At 62.6% G+C, this 26,606-nt stretch carries 24 protein-coding genes and 1 tRNA gene; 15 read left to right on the top strand and 10 right to left on the bottom strand.

From position 1 onward, the window contains the following. Positions 1 to 35: 35 nt before the first annotated feature. Entirely contained in the window at positions 36 to 1,514 is a 1,479-nt protein-coding gene (locus tag EBS11_RS22360) for an efflux transporter outer membrane subunit (protein ID WP_290606542.1), read from the top strand. 9 nt (positions 1,515 to 1,523) lie between these two features. On the opposite strand, the gene EBS11_RS22355 is transcribed toward EBS11_RS22360, so the two are convergent. Beyond that, complete coding sequence (locus EBS11_RS22355; protein WP_290606540.1) at positions 1,524 to 2,441, bottom strand: LysR family transcriptional regulator; 918 nt, start codon at positions 2,439 to 2,441, stop codon at positions 1,524 to 1,526. Between the two features lie 112 nt (positions 2,442 to 2,553). Here EBS11_RS22355 and EBS11_RS22350 point away from each other — a divergent pair, with 112 nt between their 5' ends. The 5 genes from EBS11_RS22350 to EBS11_RS22330 all read left to right on the top strand — a co-directional run bounded on the left by EBS11_RS22350 (position 2,554) and on the right by EBS11_RS22330 (position 8,230). Then, positions 2,554 to 3,153 (top strand): short chain dehydrogenase, encoded by a 600-nt coding sequence (locus EBS11_RS22350; protein ID WP_290606538.1) that lies wholly within the window; start codon positions 2,554 to 2,556, stop codon positions 3,151 to 3,153. A gap of 111 nt (positions 3,154 to 3,264) precedes the next feature. Beyond that, positions 3,265 to 4,989 (top strand): hypothetical protein, encoded by a 1,725-nt coding sequence (locus EBS11_RS22345; RefSeq protein ID WP_290606536.1) that lies wholly within the window; start codon positions 3,265 to 3,267, stop codon positions 4,987 to 4,989. Between the two features lie 151 nt (positions 4,990 to 5,140). Beyond that, positions 5,141 to 5,845, top strand: coding sequence for a hypothetical protein (locus EBS11_RS22340; RefSeq protein ID WP_290606534.1), 705 nt, complete (start codon positions 5,141 to 5,143; stop codon positions 5,843 to 5,845). A gap of 105 nt (positions 5,846 to 5,950) precedes the next feature. Beyond that, positions 5,951 to 6,682 carry a BON domain-containing protein gene (locus tag EBS11_RS22335; protein ID WP_290606532.1) on the top strand — a complete coding sequence of 244 codons (732 nt, stop codon included), beginning with the start codon at positions 5,951 to 5,953 and terminating at the stop codon, positions 6,680 to 6,682. A gap of 255 nt (positions 6,683 to 6,937) precedes the next feature. Continuing rightward, entirely contained in the window at positions 6,938 to 8,230 is a 1,293-nt protein-coding gene (locus EBS11_RS22330) for an MFS transporter (RefSeq protein WP_290606530.1), read from the top strand. Between the two features lie 148 nt (positions 8,231 to 8,378). On the opposite strand, the gene EBS11_RS22325 is transcribed toward EBS11_RS22330, so the two are convergent. After that, on the bottom strand, positions 8,379 to 10,538 hold the full coding sequence (locus EBS11_RS22325) for a S9 family peptidase (protein ID WP_290606528.1): 2,160 nt from the start codon (positions 10,536 to 10,538) through the stop codon (positions 8,379 to 8,381). Positions 10,539 to 10,714: 176 nt separating this feature from the next. On the opposite strand from EBS11_RS22325, the gene EBS11_RS22320 reads away from it, so the two are divergent. Further along, on the top strand, positions 10,715 to 11,761 hold the full coding sequence (locus EBS11_RS22320) for a lysozyme inhibitor LprI family protein (RefSeq protein ID WP_290606526.1): 1,047 nt from the start codon (positions 10,715 to 10,717) through the stop codon (positions 11,759 to 11,761). A 39-nt stretch (positions 11,762 to 11,800) separates the two neighbouring features. After that, complete coding sequence (locus EBS11_RS22315) at positions 11,801 to 12,268, top strand: hypothetical protein (RefSeq protein WP_290606525.1); 468 nt, start codon at positions 11,801 to 11,803, stop codon at positions 12,266 to 12,268. A gap of 3 nt (positions 12,269 to 12,271) precedes the next feature. Here EBS11_RS22315 and EBS11_RS22310 read toward each other — a convergent pair whose 3' ends face one another. The 5 genes from EBS11_RS22310 to EBS11_RS22290 all read right to left on the bottom strand — a co-directional run bounded on the left by EBS11_RS22310 (position 12,272) and on the right by EBS11_RS22290 (position 16,229). After that, entirely contained in the window at positions 12,272 to 12,670 is a 399-nt protein-coding gene (locus EBS11_RS22310) for a hypothetical protein (RefSeq protein WP_290606523.1), read from the bottom strand. Between the two features lie 102 nt (positions 12,671 to 12,772). Then, positions 12,773 to 12,848, bottom strand: a tRNA-Lys gene (locus EBS11_RS22305). A gap of 68 nt (positions 12,849 to 12,916) precedes the next feature. Beyond that, positions 12,917 to 14,668, bottom strand: coding sequence for a type II/IV secretion system protein (locus EBS11_RS22300; RefSeq protein ID WP_290606521.1), 1,752 nt, complete (start codon positions 14,666 to 14,668; stop codon positions 12,917 to 12,919). 36 nt (positions 14,669 to 14,704) lie between these two features. Next, on the bottom strand, positions 14,705 to 15,493 hold the full coding sequence (locus EBS11_RS22295; RefSeq protein ID WP_290606519.1) for a spermidine synthase: 789 nt from the start codon (positions 15,491 to 15,493) through the stop codon (positions 14,705 to 14,707). A gap of 223 nt (positions 15,494 to 15,716) precedes the next feature. Next, positions 15,717 to 16,229 carry a glycine zipper 2TM domain-containing protein gene (locus EBS11_RS22290; protein ID WP_076568209.1) on the bottom strand — a complete coding sequence of 171 codons (513 nt, stop codon included), beginning with the start codon at positions 16,227 to 16,229 and terminating at the stop codon, positions 15,717 to 15,719. 401 nt (positions 16,230 to 16,630) lie between these two features. On the opposite strand from EBS11_RS22290, the gene EBS11_RS22285 reads away from it, so the two are divergent. The 6 genes from EBS11_RS22285 (at position 16,631) to EBS11_RS22260 (ending at position 24,237) form a co-directional block, all read left to right on the top strand. After that, on the top strand, positions 16,631 to 17,029 hold the full coding sequence (locus tag EBS11_RS22285) for a barstar family protein (protein ID WP_086146799.1): 399 nt from the start codon (positions 16,631 to 16,633) through the stop codon (positions 17,027 to 17,029). A gap of 179 nt (positions 17,030 to 17,208) precedes the next feature. Further along, a complete protein-coding gene (gene purN / locus EBS11_RS22280) occupies positions 17,209 to 17,817 on the top strand; it encodes a phosphoribosylglycinamide formyltransferase (RefSeq protein WP_290606514.1) in 609 nt (202 codons plus the stop codon). Positions 17,818 to 17,838: 21 nt separating this feature from the next. After that, positions 17,839 to 19,158 (top strand): RsmB/NOP family class I SAM-dependent RNA methyltransferase, encoded by a 1,320-nt coding sequence (locus EBS11_RS22275; protein ID WP_290606512.1) that lies wholly within the window; start codon positions 17,839 to 17,841, stop codon positions 19,156 to 19,158. A gap of 119 nt (positions 19,159 to 19,277) precedes the next feature. Then, on the top strand, positions 19,278 to 20,636 hold the full coding sequence (locus EBS11_RS22270) for a mechanosensitive ion channel domain-containing protein (protein ID WP_290606510.1): 1,359 nt from the start codon (positions 19,278 to 19,280) through the stop codon (positions 20,634 to 20,636). A gap of 133 nt (positions 20,637 to 20,769) precedes the next feature. Beyond that, positions 20,770 to 21,978: a fatty acid desaturase gene (locus EBS11_RS22265; RefSeq protein ID WP_152283335.1), complete on the top strand. Its 1,209-nt coding sequence runs from the start codon at positions 20,770 to 20,772 to the stop codon at positions 21,976 to 21,978. A gap of 123 nt (positions 21,979 to 22,101) precedes the next feature. After that, positions 22,102 to 24,237: a hypothetical protein gene (locus EBS11_RS22260; RefSeq protein WP_290606506.1), complete on the top strand. Its 2,136-nt coding sequence runs from the start codon at positions 22,102 to 22,104 to the stop codon at positions 24,235 to 24,237. Positions 24,238 to 24,376: 139 nt separating this feature from the next. On the opposite strand, the gene rpmG is transcribed toward EBS11_RS22260, so the two are convergent. The 3 genes from rpmG to radC all read right to left on the bottom strand — a co-directional run bounded on the left by rpmG (position 24,377) and on the right by radC (position 25,725). Beyond that, a complete protein-coding gene (rpmG, locus tag EBS11_RS22255; RefSeq protein ID WP_010400929.1) occupies positions 24,377 to 24,544 on the bottom strand; it encodes a 50S ribosomal protein L33 in 168 nt (55 codons plus the stop codon). Positions 24,545 to 24,566: 22 nt separating this feature from the next. Next, complete coding sequence (gene rpmB / locus EBS11_RS22250) at positions 24,567 to 24,803, bottom strand: 50S ribosomal protein L28 (RefSeq protein ID WP_010400928.1); 237 nt, start codon at positions 24,801 to 24,803, stop codon at positions 24,567 to 24,569. A gap of 247 nt (positions 24,804 to 25,050) precedes the next feature. Continuing rightward, complete coding sequence (radC, locus tag EBS11_RS22245; RefSeq protein ID WP_290606500.1) at positions 25,051 to 25,725, bottom strand: DNA repair protein RadC; 675 nt, start codon at positions 25,723 to 25,725, stop codon at positions 25,051 to 25,053. 434 nt (positions 25,726 to 26,159) lie between these two features. On the opposite strand from radC, the gene EBS11_RS22240 reads away from it, so the two are divergent. Beyond that, positions 26,160 to 26,474, top strand: a complete 315-nt coding sequence (locus EBS11_RS22240; protein WP_290606498.1) for a hypothetical protein — start codon at positions 26,160 to 26,162, stop codon at positions 26,472 to 26,474. The last annotated feature ends 132 nt before the right edge of the window (positions 26,475 to 26,606 follow it).

Raw genomic sequence — 26,606 nt, 5'->3', positions numbered from 1 at the left:
CACGCACCCACCTCAAGAACAAGAAGGTACACATCATGCAAACAGTATTGACGAAAATCGCGCTGGCCGCTTCCCTGGCCGTGGCGCTCTCCGCCTGCGGCACCGTGGGCCAGGATTTCACCGCCCCGGCCAACGTGGCCGGCATCGACAACGCATCGTTCCGCCACGGCGCCGCCGCCGCGGACGCCGCGCAGCTGCCGAAGGAGTGGTGGAGCATCTACGGCGACGCCACCCTGGACCGCCTCGAGCGCAGCGCGCTGCAGGACAACCCCAGCGTGAAGGCGGCCGGCGAACGCCTGCTGCAGGCGCTGGCGCAAAGCAGCACGGCGCGCGCCAACCAGGGGCCGCGCGTCGACGCCAGCACGGGCATCTCGAACTCGCGGACCTCGGCCAACACCTCGCAGGGCCTGGCCCTGGGCAACCGCTCCATCAGCGGCAACAATTTTTCCATCGGCGCCTCGATGTCGTACGAAGTGGACTTGCTGGGCCGCGTGAAGCGCATGGTCGAAGCGGCCGATTCGCAGGCGCTGGCGGCGCAGGCCGACCGCGACGGCGTGCTGCTGATGCTGTCGGCGCAAGTGGCCAGCAATTACTGGCAGCTGCGCGGGCTGGATGCGGAAATGGCCATCCTGAATGGCGCGCTGGACACGCGCCGCGAATCGGCCGACCTGGTCGAGGCGCGCTTCAACGCGGGCCTGACGAATGAGCTGGACCTGGCGCGCGCGAAAGTCGAACTGTCGAACGCCCAGGCCGACCTGCACGAAGTCAAGCGCCAGCGCAACCAGCTGGAAAACAGCCTGGCCACCCTGACGGGCAAGCCGCCGTCGGCGCTGCAATTGCCGGTGGCCGCCGAGCCTTCCAGCCTGCCGCTGCCGCCCAGCATCCCTGTCGGCCTGCCCGCCAGCCTGCTGGCGCACCGCCCGGACCTCGTCTCCAGCGTGGCGAACCTGCGCGCGGCGAACGCGCAGGTGGGCGTGGCCGAAGGCGCGTTCTATCCCTCGCTGCAATTGACGGGCAATTTCGGCTACGCGTCGGAAAAGCTGCGCGACCTGGCGCAGGGCGGTTCGCGCCAGTTCAGCTTTGGCCCGCTGGCCCTGTCCCTTCCCATCTTCGACGGTGGCCGCAACCAGGCCAACCTGGACTTGAGCAAGGCGCGCTATGCGGAAGCCGTGGCAAACCACGAAACGAAGCTGCTGACGGCCCTGCGCGAAGTGGAAGACGCCTTGTCCGACGTGGAGCAGCGCCAGTTGCAGGGCGATGCCCAGGCGCTGTCGCAGGCGGCCGCCGCGCGCGCCTACCTGGTGGCGCGCACGCGCTACGAGCGCGGCATCTCGACCTACCTGGATGTCACCGATGCCCAGCGCAGTTCCCTGGCGGCGGACCGCGCCGCCGCGCAGATCAAGACCCAGCGCCTGCTGGCGACGGTGGCCGTGGCGCGTTCGCTGGGCGCCGGCTGGCAGCCGGACGGCGAGCTGGCCAGGCTGGCATCCGCGCCTGCCGCAAAGGTGAACTAAGCTTCCCGGTTACGTGAGCGTGGCCGGCAGCGGTGTCGCCGCCGGCCCGTAGCGTTCCAGCAGAAAATCGATGAAGGTCGTCAGCTTCGGCGTGGGCTGGCGGTCGCGCGGATACAGCAGGTGCATCAGGCGCGGCGCCGGCACGTAGTCGGCCAGCAGCGGCACCAGCCGTCCCGCCGCGATATCGCCGGCCAGCAGAATTTCCGCCTGCATGACGATGCCGAAGCCGTGCAGGGCCGCCATGCGCAGCGCCTGCCCATTGTTCGAGCGGAAGCGGCTCTCGGGCGTGACGCCATCGTGGCGCGCTTCCTTGCCGCTCAGGCGCCAGCGCATGTGGCGCGACCACTGCAGGAAATCCACGCATTCGTGCCGCGCCAGATCGTCCGGCGTGCGCGGCGTGCCGTGCCTGGCCAGGTAGGCGGGCGAGGCGCAGATCACCATGGCATAGGGCCGCAAAGGCCGCGCCACCATGCCGGAATCCTCGAGCGCGCCGATGCGGATGGCCGCATCGAATCCTTCCTCCACCAGGTCCACCATCCTGTCATTCAGATTCAGTTCCAGGCTCACGTCCGGGTAGGCCGCCAGGTAGTCGGCCATCAGCGGCGCGATGCATTCGCTGCCGAAGGATACGGGCGCCGTGATTTTCAGCTTGCCGCGCGGCGTGGCCCGCATGGCTTCCGCGCCCGTTTCGGCCGCCGCGATCTGCGCCAGGATCTGGCGGCACTGTTCCACGTACTGCCGGCCGATTTCCGTCAGGCTTTGCCGCCGCGTCGTGCGCGCCAGCAGGCGCGTGCCCAGCCGCTCTTCCAGTTGCCGGATGTGCTTGCCCACCATCACGGGCGAGATGCGGAAGGTCTCGGCGGCGGCCGTGAAACTGCCCTGGTCGACGACGGCGACAAGGATTTCCATGCTGCGCAGCTTGTCCATGCTGTCCTATTGCAAACTGTGGGTTGGTAATCTTGTAAATTCTAGCGTATTTATTCCTTTTTGGAAGCGGCGCATACTGGCTCCATCATTCAACCCCAGACAAGGAAGCAGTATGAAAATCGTCATCATCGGCGCCAGCGGCACCATCGGCAAGGCCGTCTCGGCACAACTGGCGCAACGCCATGAGATCATCGAAGTGGGCAGCCGCACGGGCGCGCACCAGGCCGACATGGGCAACATCGCCCAGGTGCGCGCCCTGTTCAAGCGCATCGGCAAGGTCGATGCCGTCGTCGTCACGGCCGGCAAGCTGCATTTCGGCCCCCTGGCCGAGTTCACGCCGGAGCAGTTCCAGGTCGGCCTGGAGAGCAAACTCATGGGCCAGGTCAACGTGGCCCTGGTGGCGCAGGAATACCTGAACGACGGCGGCTCGATCACGCTCACCAGCGGCATCGTGGCCGAGCAGCCGATCCGCTTCGGCGCGGCCGCCAGCATGACGAATGCGGCCGTGGAAGGCTTCGTGCGGGGCGCCGCCATCGAGTTGCAGCGCGGCGTGCGCATCAATGTCGTCAGCCCGACCGTGCTGGAAGAATCGCTGGAAGCGTATGGCCCGTTTTTCTACGGTTTCGAGCCGGCCGCCGCCAGCCGCGTGGCGCTGGCCTACAGCCGCAGCGTGGAAGGGGCGCAGACGGGGCAGGTGTACAAGGTCTGGTAAGCTGCTTGCCATGCCATGGGGCAGGTGGGACAATCGCAGGCTGAACAAGGAAGCGGCCGCGCCGTGATGGCGCGGGGCGCTTGCTTGCTGTGAACCACACACCGAGGCCCCATGAAAAACATCCTGATTCCCCTGCTGATGGCCGCCGCCGTCGGCAGCGCCTGCGCCGCGCCACAGGCCGCCACGCCGGCCACCGCCGCCCAATTGACGGCCATGAGCGCCCGCTATGCGCCCGTCGCGCTGACGGCCGATACCACCCACCTGTCCGCGGGCGACCGCCAGGCCATCGCCAAGCTGGTCGAAGCGGCCAAGCTGGTCGACGTGCTGCAATTGCGCCAGCGCTGGTCCGGCAACGAAGCCCTGTGGGCAGCCTTGAAGAAGGACAAGTCGGCCCTGGGCCAGGCCCGTCTGAATTATTTCTGGATCAACAAGGGTCCGTGGTCCGTGCTCGACGCCCACGCCTCCTTCATGCCGGCTACCTACGCGGGCATCGCCATTCCCGCGCACAAGCCGGAAGCGGGCAATTTCTACCCGCAGGGCGCCACCAAGGCCAGCGTGGAAGCGTGGATGAATGGCTTGTCGCCGGAAGACAAGCAGCAGGCGCAATGGTTCTTCACGACCATCCGCGCGGGCAAGGATGGAAAGTATCAGACCGTCAAGTATTCGGACGAGTACAAGGTGGAACTGAAGCAACTGGCGAAATTGCTCGACGAGGCGGCGGCCGCCACGGACAACGCATCGCTGAAGAAATTCCTCACCCTGCGCGCCAAGGCTTTCCTCGACAACGACTACCTGCCGTCCGATTTCGCCTGGATGGACCTCGATGCGCCCGTCGACATCACCATCGGCCCGTATGAAACGTACAACGACGAGCTGTTCGGCTACAAGGCCGCCTTCGAAGCGTACGTGAACATCCGCGACCAGGCCGAGACGCAAAAGCTGAACTTCTTCGCCAAGCATATGCAGGAGCTGGAAGACAACCTGCCGCTCGACGCCCAGTACCGCAACCCGAAAGTGGGCGCGCTGGCGCCCATGGTGGTGGTCAACCAGGTGTATGGCGCCGGCGACGGCAACATGGCCGTGCAGACGGCCGCCTACAACCTGCCGAATGACGAGCGCATCATCAGCGCGCGCGGCTCCAAGCGCGTGATGCTGAAAAACGTGCAGGAAGCCAAGTTCAAGGCCACCCTGACGCCGATCTCGAAGCTGGTGCTCACGCCCGAGGCGCAGCAGGACGTGGATTTCAATTCCTTCTTCACGCACATCCTGGCGCATGAAATCATGCATGGCCTGGGTCCGCATGCGACCAAGGTCGACGGCAAGGCATCGACGCCGCGCCAGGACTTGAAGGAAACGTACTCCACCATCGAGGAGGCCAAGGCCGACATCACGGGCCTGTTCGCGCTGCGCTACATGATGGACAAGGGCCAGCTCAATGACACCCTGGGCCAGGGCGACGCGGCCGAGCGCAAGCTGTACAACACCTTCCTCGCCTCGGGCTTCCGCACCCTGCATTTCGGCCTGACGGATTCGCATGCGCGCGGCATGGCCATCCAGATGAACTACATCCTCGACAAGGGCGGCTTTGTTTCCCTGGGCGATGGCAAGTTCGGCGTCGATTTCAGCAAGATCAAGCAGGCCGTGATCGACCTGGACCGCGAGTTTTTGACCATCGAGGCGACGGGCGACTATGCGCGCGCGAAAGACCTGATGACGAAATACGTGGTGATCCGTCCGGAAGTACAGGTGGCGCTCGACAAGATGAAGGCCGTGCCCAACGATATCCGTCCGGAATTCGTCACGGCGCGCGCGCTGGATCAAGCTGCGAAGAAATAAACGCGGTCCTGGCGATTGTCAGGGTGAAAAGCCGGTGCCCTGCACCGGTTTTTTTTCGTCTTTTTTTCTGAAAAGTTGCCTGTTTTTCCTTGTGGAAATATCCGCACCGCTTACTCTGCAGTGGTTGCCGTCCTTGCCTCCCGCCTATCCCATGCTGAAACCGCTCTTATTGATGAACTTGCTCATCGCCTTGTCCCCTTTGTCCGCCGTGGCTGCCTCGAATCTGACCGACCTGGAAAGCCGCTGGCTGCAGGCGGGCCAGCCCGTCATCGCGTTTGCGCGTGCGCAAGGTTTGCCGATCGATATCATCGTCCAGCCCCAGGATGCGCCCGGCGCCGTGCCGCTGGCGCTGGGCTACGAAGCGGGGCGCTGCAAGCTGGTGCTGTCGCTGCGCGGCAATGCCCAGGCGCAGAGTGTCTTGCATGGCGTGGCGCCCGCGCGCCAGGATGCCATGATCGAGGCGATGACGGCGCATGAAATCGGGCATTGCCAGCGCTATGCGCAAGGCGACTGGCATGCCTTGCCGCGCGGCTTTGTCGAGCGGCAAGGCCTGCCGTCGGGCCGTCAGCAGGGCAAGCTGGCACAGCTGGAACAGGAGCTGCGCGAGACGCGCCGCGAGGAAGCCTATGCGGACCTGGTGGCGCTGGCGTGGATGCATGGGCGCCACCCCGGGCAGTACCAGGATGTGCTGGCGTGGATGCGCGGCGTGCGCGCCGGCGACGCGGCACAGGGCGGTTCGCATGCCACGCAGGCATGGCTGGCGCTGGCGGACGATGGGGCAGTGTTCGATGGGCCTGGGTCCCCATTTGAACAGGCGCAAGTATTGTGGCGGCAGGGCTTGAGCAGCGACAAATAAACCATGAATTTCCCCGTGGATGGCCGGTCAGCGTGTGCTGTCGCACGGAGCTTTGCGTCCGGCAGGGGTCTAATCTGGGCATCAACTAACCAGAGAGGAACCATCATGAACAAAATGATCGCACTCGTGCTGGCCGCCAGTGCCAGCGCCCTGCTTGCCGCCACGCCCGCGCAGGCGCAGGATGCCTCGTACAAGAGCTTGACGGACAAGGCGTCCGCCGATTACAAGCAGGCCAAGGCCGCCTGCGACAGCCAGAGCGGCAACGCGAAGAAAGTCTGCGTGGAAGAGGCCAGGGTGGTGCGCGCCAAGGCCGATTCCGATGCCGTGGCCCAGTACCGCAACACGCCGCGCGAACTGTCCAAGGCGCGCAAGGACGTGGCCAATGCCGAGTACGACCTGGCCAAGGCCAAGTGCGGCGACCGCACGGGCGCCGATAAAACCACGTGCATGAACGATGCCAAGGCGGCGAAAACGGCCGCCCTGGCCGATGCGAGCACGGGCGCGCGGGCCGGCACCAATGTGGCGCAGAATCCGCCTGCCGCGATGAAGGAAAACTGCGATGCCATGGATGCGACGGCCAAGGCCGCCTGCGTGACGCGCAATGCGGCCAGCAGCACCAAGACGGCCATGTCCGACTCCGTCATCACCACCAAGATCAAGGCCGACCTCGTCAAGGATTCCACGCTGAAAGCGCTCGATGTGCACGTGGAAACGGTGAACGGCGTCGTCATGCTCAGCGGTTTCGTGCCATCGCAAACCGAAGTGAAGAAGGCGGGCGACCTGGCGCGGGGCGTGGAAGGCGTGACGGACGTGAAGAATGGCTTGAAGGTGAAGTAACCCACGGGGCCGGGCCGGCCGGGGGAATGCATCCCGGTGGGATGCATTCCGGTCGCGCCGTGGCTGAGCCCGATTTACACACGGTGCAGCCGGGAGCGGGACCTGACCGGCGCCGCGCAGTGCGACGTGGCGCCGGTTTTTTTTGATTGTATAAATGACGATCATAATATAACATGGGGAAAACCCGCCGCAGCCGCTGCGCCATCCGCATGGCGTGGCCGCCTGGCGGCATCCACTTTTTCTCATGAGGACAGCATGCTTTCCTATCCCTTCGCCCAATGGCTGGAGCGCCGCGGCATCCACTTCGCCTGGGTCGTCGTCGCCATCACTTTCCTCACGGCATTAACCTCGTCCGCCGCCCTGGGCTTGCCAGGGGCGCTGATGCAGCCGCTGAGCCGCGAGTTCGGCTGGGATGCCGAACAGATTTCTTCGGCCCTGGCCGTGCGCTTCGTGCTGTTCGGCCTGATGGGGCCGTTTGCCGCCATCCTCATGGAACGCTTCGGCTTGCGCAATATCATCTGCGTGGCCCTGGGGCTGATCGCCACCGGCATGCTGCTGGCCACGCGCATGACGCAGTTCTGGCAGCTGGTGGCCCTGTGGGGCATTTTGCTGGGTCTGGGCTCGGGCATGACGGCGCTGGTGCTCAGTGCCGTGGTGGCCAACCGCTGGTTCGAGACGCACCGGGGCCTGGTGGTGGGCGTGCTGACGGCCAGCTCGGCCACGGGCCAGCTGCTGTTCCTGCCCGTGGGCGCCTGGCTGATCGAGCACTACGGCTGGCGCACGGCCGTCATGCCCGTCTTTGCCAGCTGCGCCATCGTCGCCGTGCTGGCCTTCCTGTGCATGCGCAACCGGCCGCAGGACGTGGCCTTGCGCCCGTATGGCGCCGACCCGGCCACGCCCTTGAGCGCGCCTCCCGCAGCCAGGATGACGTTTGCCACGCCTTTCCTGATCCTGCGAAGCGTGGCGGCCAACCGCACCTTCTGGATACTGTTCGGCACGTTTTTCATCTGCGGCCTCAGCACCAATGGCCTGATCCAGACGCATTTCATTTCCCTGTGCGGCGATTCGGGCCTGTCCGCCGTGCCGGCCGCCTCCGTGCTGGCCATGATGGGCGCCTTCGACCTGTTCGGCACGATATTGTCGGGCTGGCTGTCGGACCGCTATGACAACCGCAAGCTGCTGTTCTGGTACTACGGTTTGCGGGGGCTGTCGCTGTTCTGGCTGCCGTATTCGGAATTCACCCTGTACGGCCTGTCCCTGTTCGCCATGTTCTACGGCCTGGACTGGATCGCCACCGTGCCGCCGACGGTGAAACTGGTGGGCGCCACCTTCGGCAAGGAGCGGGCAGGCATGGTCTTCGGCTGGATCTTCGCGGGCCACCAGCTGGGCGCCGCCGTGGCCGCGTATGGCGCGGGCCGCATCCGCACCCTGATGCTGACCTACAACCCGGCCCTGTTCGCGGCCGGTGCCGCCTGCCTCGTGGCCGCGCTGATGGTGCTGGCGATACAGCGCCAGAAAGCGGCCGTGGCCGCTGTCCAGCCCGCATGAAAAAAGCCAGGCCCGCGTGAGCGGAGCCTGGCTTTTTCTTTTTTTCAAGAACGCCTCAGAACACGTTCAGGGCAAGGCGCATTGCCGGTCGTGCGATTCGTACTGCCGTCGGCAATGCAACGCCGCCATGGACTGTTCCGTGCCGTTCTTATTTCAGGTATTTGGCCAGCCAGCCTTCCACTTCGCTATAGAAGAAGCGGCTGTTCTCGCCCTTCAGGATCCAGTGGTTTTCATCCGGGAAGACCAGCAGTTTGGCCGGCACGTTCAGGCGTTGCTGAACAGCAAAGTTCATCAGCGCATTGTTGGCCGGCACTCGGTAGTCGAGCTCGCCCACGGTGATGAGGATAGGCGTCGTGAAACCCGTGCCTTTTTCGTGGTTGCCCGCTTGCATGACGGGGCTCTGGTCGCGCCACACGGGCAGGTTCGACCAGACGGGGCCGCCTGCATTCGTTTCACGGCCGAAGCCGCCATCGCTGGTACCCCACTGCATGATCAAGTCCATTTCGCCCGCGTGCGAGACGATGGCCTTGTAGCGCGTGGTGGTCGCTTGCAGCCAGTTGGCCAGGTGGCCGCCATAGCTGGCGCCGCCGGCGGCCAGTTTCGTGCTGTCGATGAATGGGTATTTCTTGATGGCTTCATCGACGCCCTGGTTGATCTCGTCGCCCGGGCCTTTCAGCGGGTCGAACTGGATGGAGCGCGCGAACTCCTCGCCGTAGCCGGTGGAACCCTTGTAGTCCGTCAGCAGCACGACATAGCCGGGCTTGGCCAGCAAATGATAGTTCCAGCGCAGCACGAACTGGTCGCGCCACATGCTGGCCGCGCCGCCGTGGATGACGGTAAACAGGGGGTATTTCTTGTTCGGGTCGAAGTTGGCGGGTTTCACCAGCATGTTGTGGATCTGGCGGCCATCGGCCGTCGTGAACCAGAAGTGCTCGGGCGCCTGCCAGTCGATCTTGCTTGCCTTGTCCGTGTTGAAGGCCGTCAGGCGCTTCGGCTGCTTGCCGTTGAAGGCATAGATTTCCGGCGGGTTGATGGACGATTCCCACACGCCCACGAGCGACTTGCCGCCGCTGCTCAGCGAGCCGATGCTGCCGGTCGGCAAGGAGGGCTCGTCGCGCACGTCGCCGCCCCTGGCGTCGATCGAGTACAGCTTTTCCAGGCCCGCATGTTCATAGCTGAAGATGACGCGCTTGCCGTCATCGGGCAGCACGTAGCGGGAAATCGAACGGTCCAGCTTGGCCGTCAGGATGGTAGGCGCCGGCTTGCTCATGGGCCAGGCAAAGCTGGCCAGGCGTTTCACGTCATACACCTTGCCTGGCGTCTGCGCGTCGCTCAAGGCGAACAGGGTCTTGCCGTCGGCGGCGAATTTCAGGCTGCCATAGCTGGACTTGTCCTGCGTCAAACGCTGCGCTTCGCCGCCCGCCACGGGCAGCAGATACAGCTGCGAATACACGGCTTCGCGCTGCGCCGCGTCGCGGTTGGTGGCCGCGTTGAAGACGACGGCCTTGCCATCGGGCGTCCAGATGGCGTCCAGCGATTGTCCCTCGTCGCCCTGGCCGCCGCCAAAGCCCGGCAGGGTCACCAGTTGCGTGCCCGACAAGATGTCGCGCGCTGTGTTCTCACCCTTGGCCTCAGGCTGCGCATCGATGACGAACAGGCGCACCTGCTTGTCGGTCAGCCACTTGTCGAAGTAGCGGGGCGCCGTCGTTTCATACGAGCGGGCGCTGTACTTGCGCTCCTTGCGCTCTTTCGCGCTCTGCTTGACGTCGGCTTCCGTCTTGTTGCCTGGATAGATGTCGCTGATGAAGAGCAACTGCTTGCCGTCCGGGCTCCATTTCGGCATGCGCGCACCGAGGGTCAGCGACGTCAGGCGCTGCGCTTCGCCGCCATTGGCCACATCGAGGCGGTAGATCTGGCCTGCGTCGTCGCCGTCGCGCTTGGCGACGAACACCAGCTGGCGGCTGTCCGGCGACCAGGCGACGGCGCCTTCGCCGCCCTTGGAATAGGTCAGGCGGCGCGCGGGGCTGTCATCAAGCAGCGACTTGATCCACAGGTCCGACCATTGGTCCTTGTTGTCGTAGGCGCTGTCGACAACGGAAAACACGGCCCACTTTCCGTCCGGGCTGGCGACGGGCGCGCCCACGCGTTTCATCAGCCACACGTCTTCATGCGTGATGGCGTGTTTGGTGACAGCTTGCGTAGCGGCAACAGGTGCGGCGGCGGCCGTATCGGCGGCGTGGGCCAGCGAAGCGCAGGCCGCTGCGATCAGCAGCGAGCCGAGGGAACGGCGAAGACGGGGTGAGGTCATGGGCGTGGTCCGGAGAATTGAAAAAAGAGTACTGCGAGCAACATTATTGCCCATCGTTTCCTCTGCTGCCAAGGCCATGGACCGTTACTTACCGGGCCGCCGCACGCCTGACGGGCGGGTGGGGCATGCCTGATCAGTTAAACTTGCCGCTTTACTCACGCTGGCGCCGGTCCACCATGAAAATTAGTCTATCCTTATTGAAAACGCTCTTGCTGGGGACGGGCGCGCTGCTGACCGCCCCCGGCTTCGCGGCCACGCCCGTGCCCTACCCGAATACGAGCGCCATGGGCGTGGGCCACGCGGAAAGCACGGCCTGGTATGCCAGTTGCCTGAAGGTCAAGGATGCGGCGCCGCCGCCGGCCGACCTGCCCGCGCCATCGGCTGTTGCTTCCTTGCAGCAGTGCCAGGCGACGGACCTGTATTACGATACCAAGAGTATGTCCTCGCCCAAGCCCGCCGACTGGCGTCCCGTGCGTCATTGCGCGATGGCCACGCAGAACGGCGCCGTGCTGATGATGCTGTACCAGAACGGGCAGGGCGTGCAGAAGGACCCGCAGCTGGCGCTGAAATACGCGTGCAGCATCGACGCGGCGCCGGCCGAAATGCAGGGCCGCATCGAACATTTGCAGCAGATCAATGCCAGCGGGCGCGGCCAGATCGACCTGTGCGACGACATCACCAGCGGCTACATGATGGGCGTGTGCAGCGCCATCGATGCACGCCAGAAACAGCGCGTGCGGGCGCAGGCGACGGAAAAAGTCAGTGCAGCCATGCCGGCCGTGGCGCAGGCAGCGCTGCAGAAGCTGCAGGCGGCGGCCGGCAAGTTTGCCGACGCCCGCGCGGCCCATGAGACGGACTTGAGCGGCACGGCACGCGCCGCCCTGAGCATCGCTGCCCGCACGGCCGAGCTCGACCTGCTGGCGCAGGATGTGCGTGCATACGAGGCGGGCAAGCTGCCTGCCGGCATGAGCAAGGCGCAGGCGGCGGCGCTGGACAAGGAACTCAACGCCCTGTACGGCAAGCTCATGAAAAAGCCGGCCGAGACCTATGCGGGCGCCGTGGACAAGGATGGCATCCGCGCCACGCAGCGCCTGTGGCTGGCATACCGCGATGCCTGGGTGAATTTTGGCGCCGCGCGCTATCCGTCCGTCACCGGCGACACCTGGGCTGCCCTGCTGACGGCGCGGCGCAATGCACAGCTGCAAGATTTGCTGGGGAACTGAGCCATGAGAGAGGCCTATTATCACGAAGATGATTTTTGCATGATTGAACTGCTGCCATTGGATAACTTGCAGCACTGTCTGAGCCAGATGGGCGAACAGCAGGCGTTCGCCGATGCGCATCGCAGCGGCGCCGGCTGGACGGACATGTATGTGATCGAGGCGCAGCCGTCGCCGCTGGCCGCGCTGGGCATGACGGCGCAGCAGCTGCGCCTGGCGCTGGCCGAAGTCTTGCCGCCCTACGACGCCGTCTACACGGGCTACGGCAGTTACCGCGTGGAATGCAAGAATGTGCTGGCCTTTGGCGGCGCCAGCACGGAAACCCTGTTTGCCGGTCTGGACGACAAGGGCATCGTGTGCGACCTGTGGTGCAGCGATGGCATGCCGCAGCTGTTGCTGCTGCCCCTGAAGGAACAGTTGCTGCTGGCCGACTGGGGCGCGGGGTTTGCATGCCCGCTGGCCGATGGGGAACTGTTTGCCCGTTATCTGCAGGAATACGAACTGGGCTAGTGTTTATTCGCAGGCGATGGCATTCGGCTGCGCCACCTTGATGACGGAGGCCAGGCGCGCCATGTCGTTGCCGTCGCCCTGTTCCCCATAGGGTTGATAGCTATCGATGACGATGCGGGCGCGTGCCTGCCAGCCGCAATTGTCGGCCTGGCGCGCGGGCACGCGCAGCAGGCGGCGCGCCTGGCCGTCGTTGGCAAAGCAGAACCACGCATCGTGCGCGGCCGCCGGACGGGGCAGGCGGCCCCACTGCGCCTTGTCGGGCGCGAAGCAGACGCGCTCGCCGATGATCTGCACGCTCATTTCATCTGTGCGCACGCTGTACTGGCCGTCGAGCACGATGGGTGTCTGCGCCTGGGCGGACAGGCAGGCGGTGGCCAGGAGGAGGGCGGCGGCAAGTTGCATGCGTTGCTTTCAGGGCGGGCGGGATGAAGCGCCAGTATAACCGGGGGCTGGAAGCGAAAAAAGCCAATCCCGGAGGATTGGCTTTTTAGTACTGCGCATTCGTGGTAGGCCGTGCGGGATTCGAACCTGCGACCAACGGATTAAAAGTCCGCTGCTCTACCAGCTGAGCTAACGACCCGAAAGAGGCCGCATTATATATCAGTTGAAAAAGAATGCAAAGCATTCCTGCACGAAAATGAATATGCCTCAATGCAGGGCGGCCGTGAGCTTGAGCACTTCTTCGATGCTGGTCGTGCCGTCGATGACCTTGCGCGCGCCCGCGAGGCGCAGCGGCGTCATGCCGTCGAGGAGGCTCTGGCGGCGCAGTGCGTGCACGTCGGCGTCGGCGCGGATCAGCTGGCCGAACGCTTCCGTTACGCCCAGCAGTTCGTAGATGCCGGCCCGGCCCCGGTAGCCGCTGTGCCGGCACAGGGGGCAGCCGACGGGGCGATAGACCTGGTCAGGCCGGGCCAGCTGGCCGCCGGCCACGTCCTGCCATTGCGCCTCGCCCGGCGCGCCGTCCGGCTGCTTGCAGTCGGGGCACAGGCAGCGCAGCAGGCGCTGCGCCAGCACGCCCGCCAGGCACGCTTCCAGCAGGTAGGCGGGCACGCCCAGTTCCAGCAGGCGCATGACGGAAGACGGGGCGTCGTTGGTGTGCAGGGTCGACAGCACCAGGTGGCCCGTCAGCGCCGCCTGGATGGCCATCTCGGCCGTCGCCAGGTCGCGGATCTCGCCCACCATGATGATGTCGGGGTCCTGCCGCATCAGCGCCCGCACGCCATCGGCGAACGACAGTTCGAGGCCGGCCTGCGTCTGCACCTGCATCTGGTTGAAGGCCGGTTCCACCATTTCGATGGGGTCTTCCACCGTGCATACATTGACGGTGCTGCCGGCCAGCGCCTTCAGGGTGCTGTACAGGGTGGTGGTCTTGCCCGAGCCGGTGGGCCCTGTCACCAGCACGATGCCGTGCGTGCGCGCCGTCAGCTGCTTCCAGCGCAGCGCATCGGCGGGCGGAAAGCCCAGCTCCGCCAGGCTGCGGATGGCGACTTCCGGGTCGAAGATGCGCATGACGAGCTTTTCGCCGAAGGCCGTGGGCAAGGTCGACAGGCGCAGCTCGATTTCCTGGCCCTGCGCATTGCGCGTCTTGATGCGGCCATCCTGCGGGCGGCGCTTTTCCACCACGTCCATGCGCCCGAGCAGCTTGATGCGCGCCGTCATGGCCAGCAGGACCACGGGCGGCACGTGGTAGGCCTGGTGCAGCATGCCGTCGATGCGCAGGCGCACGAGGCCCGCATCGCGCTTCGGTTCCAGGTGGATGTCGGAGGCGCGCTGGGCAAACGCGTACTGCCACAGCCAGTCGACGATGCGCACGACGTGCTGGTCGTTGGCGTCCAGGCTAGCCTTGCCGCGTCCCAGCTCCACCAGCTGCTCGACATTCTGGCGCAGCGCCAGGTCTTGCGTGGACGCCAGTTTCGCCACCTTGACGGCACTGGCGAGGCTGAAAAATTGCGCGATGGCATCGGCGATGTGCACGGGATTGGCGATGGCCAGGCTCAGCTTGCGCGGCGCCACCGTGCCCAGTTCCGCCTGCCACGCCAGCGCATACGGCTGGGCCGTGGCGATGACGATGCGTTCTGGCGTGCATTCCACGGGCAGGATGTTGAAGCGGGCCGCATAGCCGGCCGTCATGACGTCGGCCACCTGGCTGAAATCGATGTGCAGGGGATCGATGCGCACGTACGGCAGGCCGGCACGTTGCGCCAGCCAGGCGCACAGGGCGTCGAGCGTGAGGGTGCCGTGGGCAACGTGGCACAGCGGATGCAGGGCGGGTATCGGCTGCAGGGCGGCCTGGCGCCGCAGGGCGTCCGCCTGCGCGGCGTCGAGCAGGCCGTCTTCCTGCAGCCAGGCCAGCAGTTGCGGCAGTGCCAGCGGCGTGTCGGCAGGAGGGGAGACGGGCATGGCCGGTGCCTTTCCGGGCGCCGGCCTTGCCGGCGGTTACAGGGTGCTGACGATGCCCTTGACCCAGCTCTTGGCGGGCAGCTTGGTGTCGGCGACGATCTGCTTGGCGCGCTCAAGCAGGGCCGCTTGCGCCTCGGCATCGAGCGTCACCTTGCTCTTGAAGGCGATCGCCACCACGTTCCCATCATGCACTTCCGGCAGGCAGATCACCTGTTCAAACGCAAACTTCATCGCCTTGATGTTTTTTGCGTAGCTGGGGTGGTCGCCGAACAGATTCACCGTCATGATGCCGTGCGGCGCCAGGCAGGCGCAGCAGGCGGCATAGAATTCGGCGCTGTCGAGCACGGGGCCGCGCGCCGTGGCGTCGTACAGGTCCACCTGCAGGGCGTCCAGGGTGCCGTGGTTGGCGTCGTCGTTGACGTAGTCGAGCGCATCCATTTCGCGCACGTGCAGGCGCTCGTCGTTGGGTGGCAGCTTGAACATCGAGGCGCAGATGGCGATGACGGACGGGTTCAGCTCGATGGCTTCGACCTGCGCCTGCGGGAACTGGCGGTAGCAGAACTTGGTCAGCGCGGCCGTGCCCAGGCCCAGCTGGGCGAGGCGCTGCGGCTGTTCGATCCACAGCATCCACGCCATCATCTGCTGCGCGTATTCCAGTTCCGGCCAGTCCGGCTTGCGGATGCGCATGGCGCCCTGCACCCATTCCGTGCCGAAATGCAGATAGCGCACGCCATCCATCTCCGACAGGGTGACGGGGGCGTAGCGGGGCTTGCGCGCCGGGCGCGAGGATTCGACTTGTTCGATGGATTTTCGTTTGATAAGCATAAGGCGGCCTGAAAGTGTGCCGCATTATAGCCCGTGCCGGGGCGCCATAAAAAATGGCGGCCCCATGAGAAAGACATGGGGCCGGCATTTTTAGTACTGAGTAACAACGCTTGACAGAAGCGTCGCGAGCGGAAGGCAGAGGTGGCCGAGAAGCGCAACCGTACTCCAGTACGGTGAGCATCGCAGGCTGCCTATGCCGACGCGCAGCAGCTTATGTCAGGCCTTACTGTTGAGCAGGCTCGATGGACACGCGCAGACGGATGCGTTCGCCCGGGTCGTAGGACATGATGCTCGTGTAGTTGCGGCCGCGGTAGTCGTAGGTGACCTGGTAGCCCGTGTTGCGGCTTTCCCAGTGGTCGACCTGACGGCACTGCTTGACGGCCTGTTCCTGCACGCCGCCCTGGTAGTTGTTCTGGTTGTCGACGCGGTCGCCCACGACGGCACCGGCGATCGCACCGGCAGCCGCGGCAGCCGTGCGGCCATTGCCGCCGCCCACCTGGCTGCCCAGCAGGGCACCGGCGATACCGCCGACGATGGAGCCGCCCGCGCTGCGCTGTTGCGGCGGTGCCTGAACCTGCACGTATTCCGTACGGCATTCCTGGCGTGGACGATTGATCTGTTCCACTTGTGGCACGACGCGCACGACCTTGCCGAAATCTTCAAAGTCGGCGGCCTGGGCGAGTGGCAAAGCACCGATACAAAGGGCTGACATCATCAATTTGGCTTGCAAGTTCATTTCTAACCTCGTTATGTAGAGAATCTTTCAGGGTATTTTTTACAACTTGGGGCTATAGTAATCCCGCGGGGCCGATACTTGTGTTTCGCGTGGCAACAAAATGTAACAGCCCAAGCCCCTTGCCCCACAGTCTGTAACATGCACTTTCAATCGATACAAGATGTTGAAGTGACTTGAAACCAGCGGTTTGTAACAAATCTTGCGTTTGACATCATATTCGGGTTGATTCATGCAGGACAACACGTTACCCTAATACGCGTATGGCTTATATAAAATCGCACTGAATCGCATAAAAGTTGATACAGATCGAATCACCGCGTGCGCATTGACCCGCGTGCGGGGATGCAATAAGACGAGCAATTAGAACAGATCCATACATAACAGGTCGATTTGAGGGAAAAATGAGTTTGTTACTAACCGTGCCGCCCAACCTTGTCCAGTCCATCCGTGCCTTTCGCGTGACCGAATTACAAGACGAGGCGATCCGTCTCGGGCAGCACTTTTTATATGCGCATTGCAACGCTGGGCAGACCAAACAACAAGTCATCGGCATTATTGCAGAAGCATTCCTGTTTCCGAAAAATCTGGCGAAGAACTTCGATGCGCTGCGCCTGTGCCTGACGGACACCATGTTCAAGGCCGGTCCGCAGACGGGCTTCCTGGTGGTGCTGGAGCAATTGCCCAATACGCAAAAGTTTGACAAGGAAGCGCGCGAGATCCTGCTGGACGTGTTCCGCGACGCGGCCGACTACTGGGCCGAGAAAAAAGTCCCGTTCCGCGTCTTCTATTCGTTCGAGTAAATACTTACTCTCTTTGCGCTAGTGTACTTACTCTCTTTGCGCTAGTGTCAAATCAGCGCTACGCCAGCGTGGCGAGCCGCATGCCGCGACGGCCGCCGCGGCCACGGCGTCATGTTGCGCCGCAACAATAATGCTGGCCTTTCTAGATTCGCACCGTCATAGCGGGTACAATGCGCGCTATGAAAAATATCGTTATCCTCATTTCCGGACGCGGCAGCAACATGGAAGCGGTCGTGCGCGCGGCGCAAGCCGAGCAATGGCCTGCCCGTATTGCCGCCGTCATCAGTAACCGGGCCGATGCCCAGGGACTGGTTTTTGCCGCGGAACACGGGATAGCGACCGCTGTCGTTGCCAACAAGGATTTTGCCAGCCGCGAACAGTTCGATGCGGCGCTGCAAGCCGTGATCGACGGCTTTGCCCCCGACCTGGTCGTGCTGGCCGGTTTCATGCGCATCCTCACGCCGCCCTTCGTGGAACATTACGCGGGGCGCATGCTCAATATCCACCCGTCGCTGCTGCCGTTGTTCCCGGGCATGGCGACGCACCGCCAGGCGCTCGAGGCGGGCGTGACGGAACACGGCGCGACCGTGCATTTCGTGACTGCCGAGCTCGATCATGGCCCCGCCGTGGCGAGCGCGACAGTCCCCGTCTTGCCGGGCGACACAGAAGACAGCTTATCGGCGCGCGTGCTGGTACAGGAACATCTGCTTTACCCGCGCGCCATCCGCCTGTTCATTGACGATAAACTGTCGGTCGAGCATGGCCAGGTCCGCGTGGACCCTCAATAAAATATTACAGGAAGAATAACAATGAGATTGCCACCAGCGATACTTGCCAATGCTGAAGAAGTATTGCGCGAAATTTTACGTTTCACGGCCCCGGCCGATACCACCCTGTCGCGCTATTTCCGCGACCATCCGCGCCTCGGTTCGCGCGAACGGGGCGCCATCGCCGAAGGCATCTATGCCGTGCTGCGCAACAAGTCCTTCTTCACGGACTTCGCCGAAGCGGGCAATGGCCCGACCATGCGCCGCCTGACCATCCTCGGCCTGGCCGAAGCGGTCGGTGCCGACTCGCTGGGCGGCCTGACGGAAGAAGAAGTGGAATGGCTGGAACGCATCAAGCAGATCGACCGCAACCTGATGCCGCCGAACATGCGCGCCAACATGCCGAAATGGCTGTTCGACAAGCTGATCGCCCAGTTCGGCGAAGCGGAAACCATGCTGCTGGCCGACGCGCTGAACGCGCCGGCACCGCTGGACCTGCGCGTCAATTCGCTCAAGGCCACGCGCGAAGACGTGATGCTGGCACTGGCCGAAGCGCCCATCCTCAGCACGCCGACCCCATACGCCCCGCTGGGCTTGCGCGTCATCAAGAAGCCATCGCTGCAAAACCTGCCCCTGTTCCAGAGCGGCGCCATCGAAGTGCAGGATGAAGGCAGCCAGATCCTGTCGCAGATCGTCGGCGCCAAGCGCGGCGAAATGGTGGTCGACTTCTGTGCCGGCGCGGGCGGCAAGACCCTGGCGCTGGGCGCGCTGATGCGCAACACGGGCCGCTTGTACGCCTTCGACGTGTCGGAAAAGCGTCTGGCCAAGCTCAAGCCGCGCATGGCCCGCAGCGGCCTGTCGAACGTGCATCCGGTGCAGATCGCGCATGAGCGCGATGCCAAGATCAAGCGCCTGGCCGGCAAGATCGACCGCGTGCTCGTCGATGCCCCGTGCAGCGGCCTGGGCACCCTGCGCCGCAATCCCGACGTCAAATGGCGCCAGCAGCCGAATTCTATCGTCGAACTGCAAGCCAAGCAGGCAGCCATCCTGGCCGGCGCCGCGCGCCTGGTCAAGGGCGGCGGCCGCCTGGTGTACGCCACCTGCAGCTTCCTGAACGAAGAAAACGACCAGATCGCCGAGCAATTCCTGGCCGCCAACCCCGACTTCACCCTCGTGCCGATGCACAAGGTGCTGGCCGAGCAGAAGATCGACCTGGAAATGGGCGACTACCTGAAATTGCTGCCGCACCTGCACCAGACCGACGGCTTCTTCGCCGCCGTGTTCGAGCGCAAGGTCATGCCGAAAAAAGTCTATGCCGATGAAAAACCGGCCGACGACGTTGACGCTGAGCCAGCCGAGTAAGCCTGTCACGGCCGCCGCTGCAGCACGCAGCGGCGGCCGCACTGCCGCCAGCCCGCCTGGCGGCACGGGATCATTCCCCATCCCTACCTCTTCGCCCCACCTTCCGGACCGCCTCCGCCATGACTGAAACCCCGCTGCTGAACCTGATCACCGACTTTGTCGACGATTTCCGCCAACCGGCCATCCTGTGGCAGGCGCTGGCCATCGCCGCCTGCCTGGCCCTGAGCTGGCTGCTGGTGCGGCAGTTGCGCGAATTCCTGCACAAGCGGGCCGAAGCGGCAGCCACGCCGGCCAGCCCGGAGACCCTGCAGCGTACGGACAGTTTCATCCGCATTTTGACGCCCGTGCTGGCGGCCATGTTGCTGGGCATTGCGCAGCACTTCCTGGCCAAGTTCCAGTCGGTGAATCTGCTCAGCATTGCCATTCCCCTGTGCACCTCGATGGCCCTGGTGCGCTTCGGCTTTTATGTGCTGCGCCGCATCTTCGCCCGCCATGGCGAGGTCAGCCCCACCATGTTGCTGCTGGAAAAGATCTTCACGGTGGTGGTGTGGGCCGGCATGGCCCTGTACATCACGGGACTGTGGCCGGAATTGCATGAATTTTTGGAAGGCATCGTCGTGCCGCTGGGACGCAACAAGGTGTCCGTCGCGGCCATCCTGCAGGCGGCCATCTCGGTGGCCGTGCTGCTGGTGCTGGCCATGTGGGCCGGCACCTCGCTCGACGAGCGCCTGATGAAAATGCAGGGACTGCACACCTCGCTGCGCGTGGTGCTGTCGCGCATGGGCCGCGCCGTGCTGATCCTCGTGTCCGTGCTGGTCAGCCTGTCGCTGGTGGGCATCGACCTGACGGTGCTGTCCGTGTTCGGCGGCGCCTTCGGCGTGGCGCTCGGTTTCGGCCTGCAAAAGATTGCCGCCAACTTCGTCTCCGGCTTCATCATCCTGCTCGACCGCAGCCTGACCATCGGCGACATGATCACCGTCGGCCAGTTCACGGGCAAGGTGACGCAGATCAATACGCGCTATACTGTCTTACTGGGCGGCGATGGCGTTGAATCCATCGTGCCGAATGAAATGCTGATTTCCGGCGGCGTGCAGAACATGTCGCTGACGAATCGCATGGTATGGCTGTCGACGGCCGTGTCGGTCGGTTACGAAACGGACCTCGATGCCATCTTCCCCTTGCTGGAAGCGGCCACGGCCGGAGTGCCGCGCGTGTCGCAAAGCAAGCCGCCATCGGCCACGCTCGTGCGTTTCGGCGCCGACGGCCTGGATCTGCAGATCGGTTTCTGGATCGCGGACCCGGAAAACGGCACGGGCGGCGTGAAGTCGAACGTGAACCGCGCCATCTGGCGCACCTTGCAGGAACACAAGGTCAGTGTTCCTTTCCCACAACGCGAATTGCGTATTGTGGGTACGCCACCGGCACCGCTCGCCAGCGCCGCCGAGGGTGAGTCCGCGCCATCCGGCACCCAGCCTTAACCTCGCTGCCTGCCTCCGTTTTTGCCTGACCGCACCCATTAGGGCGTACAATCACGCCTAAAATTAACTCTGCCGGACCTCCAGGGTGCCTGGAGCGACCGTGCGCATGCCCTGTCCACTTGGAGTAGTAGTAATGACATTGAGTTCCGTTTTACACGACGTTTTGCAGTTCATGGCAACTGGCATTACCGATTTGTCCGCATGGCAAGTTTTCCTATACACCATGGTGGTCACGCATATCACCATCGCCAGCGTCACGATTTACCTGCACCGCCACCAGGCCCACCGGGCGCTGGAATTGCATGCGATTCCCAGCCATTTCTTCCGTTTCTGGCTGTGGCTGACGACGGGCCAGGTCACCAAGGAGTGGGCCGCCATCCACCGCAAGCATCACGCCAAGTGCGATACGGAAGAAGATCCGCACAGCCCCGTGACGCGCGGCATCAAGAAAGTCTTCTGGGAAGGCGCCGAGCTGTACCGCGCTGAATCGAAGAACATGGAAACCATGGCCAAATATGGCCACGGCACGCCGACGGACTGGATCGAGCGCAACCTGTACACCAAGTACAGCTGGCTGGGTGTGGTGTCGCTCTTCGTCATCAATTTCATCCTCTTCGGCGTGATCGGCATTTCCGTGTGGGCCGTGCAGATGATGTGGATCCCGATTACGGCAGCCGGCATCATCAACGGCATCGGCCACTACTGGGGCTACCGCAACTACGATTGCGCGGACGCGGCCACCAACATCATTCCTTTCGGCATCTTGATCGGTGGTGAAGAGTTGCACAACAATCACCATACCTATGCGACTTCGGCCAAGCTGTCGTCGAAATGGTACGAAATCGATATCGGCTGGGCATATATCCGCGCCCTGGAAATGCTGGGCCTGGCCAAGGTGAAAAAGCTGGCGCCGGCACCGAAGTTCTCGCACGGCAAGCTGGAAGCGGACTTTGAGACCTTGCAGTCCGTCATCGCCAACCGTTACGACGTGATGGCCAAGTATGCGAAATCGATCAAGCATGCCTGGAAGGAAGAGCTGGAACACCTGAAGCACAAGGCCGAGCTGGAAAAGCGCTTCCTGAAATCGTCGCGCAAGCTGATGCAGCGCGAACCGGGCAAGCTGGCCGATGCGCACCATGAGCAGCTGTCGGAATTGTTCCAGCACAGCAAGGCGCTGGAAACCATGCACCACATGCGCGTGGAACTGGGCGCCATCTGGGAACGTTCGCACTTTACGCGCGAACAATTGCTGCACAAGCTGCAAGACTGGTGCACGCGCGCCGAAGCGTCGGGCATCAAGTCGCTGCAAGACTTTTCACTGCGCTTGCGCAGCTATGCTTGATCGCGTGTTGATTTGAAACAATGGCTCCGCTTGCGGGGCCATTTTTTTGCCCTGGCTGGTTTGCTAAGATAATAATTGTATGAAATACTTTCCTTGTAAATTAATTAAAATAGGGAAGTTTGCATGTCAATGTTGATACGAAATGCAGTAATGGGATGTGTCGTTCTGGCGGCGCTCGCCGCATGTGGTGGCGGTTCCTCTTCGCCAGAGCCGATGAATCCCAATCCTGGCAATCCGAATCCCCCTCCCGTTGGGAAAAGCAGTCTCACGCTCAGCGGTACGGCGGCAACCGGCCTGGCTATCGTCGATGCATCGATTCATGCAAAATGCCAGACGGGCAGTGCGCAAGTGCTGAGCGGTCCCGATGGCACTTATAAAATGGAGATTGTCGAAGGGAAATTTCCTTGCGTTTTACAATTGACGACACCCGTCACTGGCGTCAGGCTGCATTCGGTTGTCGTAGGGACGGGCAATGCGGCAACGGCCCATATCACGCCACTGACCGACATGCTCAGCGCACGGTTGTTTGGCCGCGATGTGGCTGGTTTGTTCCCGAATGTTGATGCGGCCTCGCTGGTCAATACGATCAATGCAGTCAATGTGCTTGCCGTACAGGCAGATGTGACCGCGCTACTGCAAGACCGGTTCAATATCAGCTTCTTGCAGGATTTTATAGGCGCGCCATTGAGGGCCGCCACCGCGGCCGACAAGGCAGGAGGGGATGCGCACGACAAGTTGCTGGATAAGGTCGGCGCTTATTTTAATCCCGTTCAGCTTGGATTGATTAACAAGGCGCTGGCATCGACTCAAACCGTTGCTGACATAAAAAAGCTGCTCGTTGAACTCAAGGCCGCACCCGTCGCCAATGCTGGCCTGCCGCAGGCGGTCGCAACGGGGGCGACAGTATTGCTTGATGCCAGTGCCAGCCAGGCCGCACCCGGTGTCGTGCCGAATTTTCGCTGGAAAATTATTGGCAAGCCGGCCACGAGCGTGGCGGAGTTGAGCTTGGCGAATACGGCGAAGCCAAGCTTTGTCGCGGACAAGCCTGGAAGTTATATGCTGAGCGTTGTCGTCGATCATCCCGGCGAGCGTTATGCCAGCAGTGCCGTTGTTGAGGTAACGGCGCAGATGGACGCGCCATATCAAACCACGCCGGCCGTCGGCGGCGCACCGAATGGCGGCGTGTATGGAGAATACTGGAAGCTGGAATTTACCGGGACGAATGCCGGTTTTTGCGATGTCCTGTTTGTGTCTCCTTCCGGCGGCAGCTATACACCAGGGATGTGCATCTCCAATGGCAAGCTGCTGGGCGACTTTGCGCTGCGCGGCGAAGTGGATAAGACTGGCAACGTCGCGCTGAATATGCGTATTAATCAGCATCTGCCGGAAAGTACGCAAGTGGCAGCCATTTTTCATGGTGCATTCAAGCCGGACGGGACGGGAGCGGGAACCTGGAGCATTCCAAATAGCGCTGCGAGTGGGGCCTGGACCGCTGCGCGTTATATTGGCCGGCAATCCTATCCCGGCGTGACACTGGCGAATCCCGATGCAGGCTCATTCGCCTCCGGGGCCGATGGCGCGGCAGGTGTCTGGCGGCGCCCATCGACGAAAAACTATCCCGAATTCGCATTGATATTGCCCAATGGTGAAACGGCCTGGCAAACCGACTCGCCATTTTCAAGCGAGATGGTGCATGTATTTGGCGAGTTTCTCAGCGACGGTGCTACGTGGCAGCTTGGCAGCAAGAGCACGGTTCATACCTCCACGTCGATTGAGGGCGTTCAGGCATCTGGCAGCATCGTGCCGAAAACGCGCATCATGGGCACCATGTCCGCCGCTGGCGGCCAGACGGTGACCTTGTCCTTCGATTCTTACAGCATTGAGAATGCGCTGGCATTGAGCCTGGCCGATATCAGCGGGACGTACGTGGCTGCCGGCGCCAGTTACATTGCACCAGATGGCAGCATCAGCGGCACGACAGAGGCTGGCTGCCGGATCCAGGGGCGTATTGCCTCCGTTTCTCCCGATTCGAAGGCCAACCTGTTCCGCCTGAAGCTGACATTCTATGGCCCGGCGTCCAATCCGGCAGCGTGCTACGAAACGCAAATGGGGCCGGACTATGATGGTTATGCATTCATGGTGGTATCGGAGGGCGAGCGCTATTTTCATACCTTGTTAAGGTCAAGCGGTGTACCTGTCGGCTATGCCATGCCAGCCGGTTTCTATCCACGCTATATTCTGGGCACGAAGATTCGCTAGCATCGGACTGCGGGGACGTACGGCATATGTCCCCGCTTCGATGCAGGTTGCCGGGCCGGCTTGCTTGCAGGCCTGAGCGATTGGGCAATAAAAAAACCGCTCATTGGAGCGGCTTTTTCATCAGAGAACACAGTATCAATTACTTGATCTTGGTTTCTTTGTACGTTACGTGCTTGCGTGCTTTAGGATCGAATTTCATGATCTCCATTTTCGCAGGCGTCGTACGCTTGTTTTTGGTGGTCGTGTAGAAGTGACCCGTACCGGCGGTCGATTCTAACTTGATTTTGTCGCGGCCTGATTTTGCCATGATAGCTCCCTTATTCTGCTAATTAGACTTTTTCGCCACGAGCGCGCATATCGACCAATACGGCGTCGATGCCGACTTTATCGATGACGCGCAGACCGGCGTTGGACAAACGCAGGGAGACCCAGCGGTTTTCAGATTCAACAAAAATACGACGATTCTGCAAGTTAGGCAAAAAACGACGTTTGGTTTTGTTGTTTGCATGGGAAACATTGTTGCCGACCATCGGCTTCTTCCCAGTGACTTGGCAAACACGTGCCATGGCGCACTCCTTAAAGATATTCCAAATTGGAAAAACGAGAGTATATCCAAAATAAGCCGATTTATCAATGACTTGCGAAAAACAATTGTGTCATGTTGTATTGAAAAAATTTAACAATCTTACTTTTCCCCGTCTTCATAGGGGAAGGTACTGGTAAACAGCGCTGTTTACTGTTAGATAAGCATCTCGGCGCCATCACGTATGTCCTTGTTTACACATGGTTAACTGCGTCGAGGCCGGCCCCGGCCTAGATCTGGCCGTGCTCCGCGAAGGAATGCACTTGCCGCCCGGCCACAACGAAATGGTCGAGGATGCGCACGTCCACCAGCGACAACGCTTGCACCAGCGCGCGCGTCAGCAATAAATCCGATTCGCTCGGTTCGGGTGTGCCGGACGGGTGATTGTGGGCCAGCATGACGCTGGCCGCGTTGTGCAGCAGCGCCTGTTTCACCACTTCGCGCGGATACACGCTGGTGTGGGTGAGGGTGCCGCGAAACATTTCCCGGGTGGTGATCAGGCGGTTCTTGACGTCTAAAAACAACACATGGAAGGCTTCGTGCGCCAGGTGGCCCAGGGTCAGGCGCAGATAGTCTTTCACGGCGTGCGGAGAATTGAGGGCCTGGCCCGCCTGCAAGTCCTCGATGATGGCGCGCCTGGCCAGTTCCAGCACCGCTTGCAGCTGGGCAAACTTGGCGCTGCCCATGCCATGCACGGCGGAAAAGTTCACGAGGCTGGCGCCGAACAGGCCCCGCAGGGAACCGAAGTGCTCCACCGTGTCGCGCGCCAGCTGCACGGCGCTCTTGCCGCGCACGCCAGTGCGCAGGAAGACGGCCAGCAATTCCGCATCCGACAGCGACTGCGCGCCATCCTCGATCAGGCGTTCGCGCGGCCGCTCGCCGGCGGGCCAGTCCTTGATTGCCATGTCCTCTCCTCTTCGTTCCGGCGTGCGCCGTGGCCAAGGCCAGGGCGGGTCTGCGGTGCGGGGCGTCTCTGTCTGCATTATGGCCGCGCCGCGCCGCCTGTCTACCGTTCTACTCAAAGCATGGCAGGGAAGGATGGTACAAGCGGCTTGTTAAGTTGTGGTAAAAAAATTATTATTTCCAAAAAATAATTAATAAATTGTATAATTTGCCGATTTGATACATTTTTACATGCGGGACAGCGGTGCGGGCAGCCCTTTTTCTGCATGGACGGCAAGAGTGGGAAGCCGGCGCGGCAGGTGGCCTATCCGGGGCGCACCGCGCTGCGGGTGCTTGCAGCGTGTCCGGCCAGCCGCCGGCATCTCTGGCCAAGACGTGTAAGGAAAGCAGACATGTTCCCCGCTGCATTTTTTATTCCAACTAACCATGAGGTCTCATGAAAAAACCTATCGGAGTTCTACTGTACGCGGCCTTGTTGTCTGCGCCACCCTTGCAAGCACAGAATGCGAGTGAGTCGACTGCAGATCGGCAAAAGCAGTTGTTGGACATGCTGCTGCAGCAAGAGAGGGAGCAGGCGCAGCCGCAGGTGCAGCAGTCGCAACAACAAGCGCAACAGGCGGGGCAATGGCCAGTGCCGCAGGTAGTACAGCAACTGGTACAGCAGGCGCTGCCGCAGATGCAGCCGCCGCCGCAGCAGCAGGCACAGCAGCAGCAGGGCAGCAATCGGCAACAAATGTCAGCAATCTGTTAGCTGGTCAGGGGCAAGCGCAGGCCGGTGGCATTATCGGAGCGGCAAATGCTCAGGCCCAAGGGCTGGGCGGCCTTTCAAGTGCTGTGAGCGGTGGCTTCCAGAACTACGCTTTGATGCAGGCGCTTAACAAGC

Source organism: Janthinobacterium sp., from assembly GCF_009923995.1.
In the GTDB taxonomy this organism is placed as follows: domain Bacteria; phylum Pseudomonadota; class Gammaproteobacteria; order Burkholderiales; family Burkholderiaceae_D; genus Janthinobacterium.
This window is presented reverse-complemented; position numbering and strand designations above follow the sequence as displayed.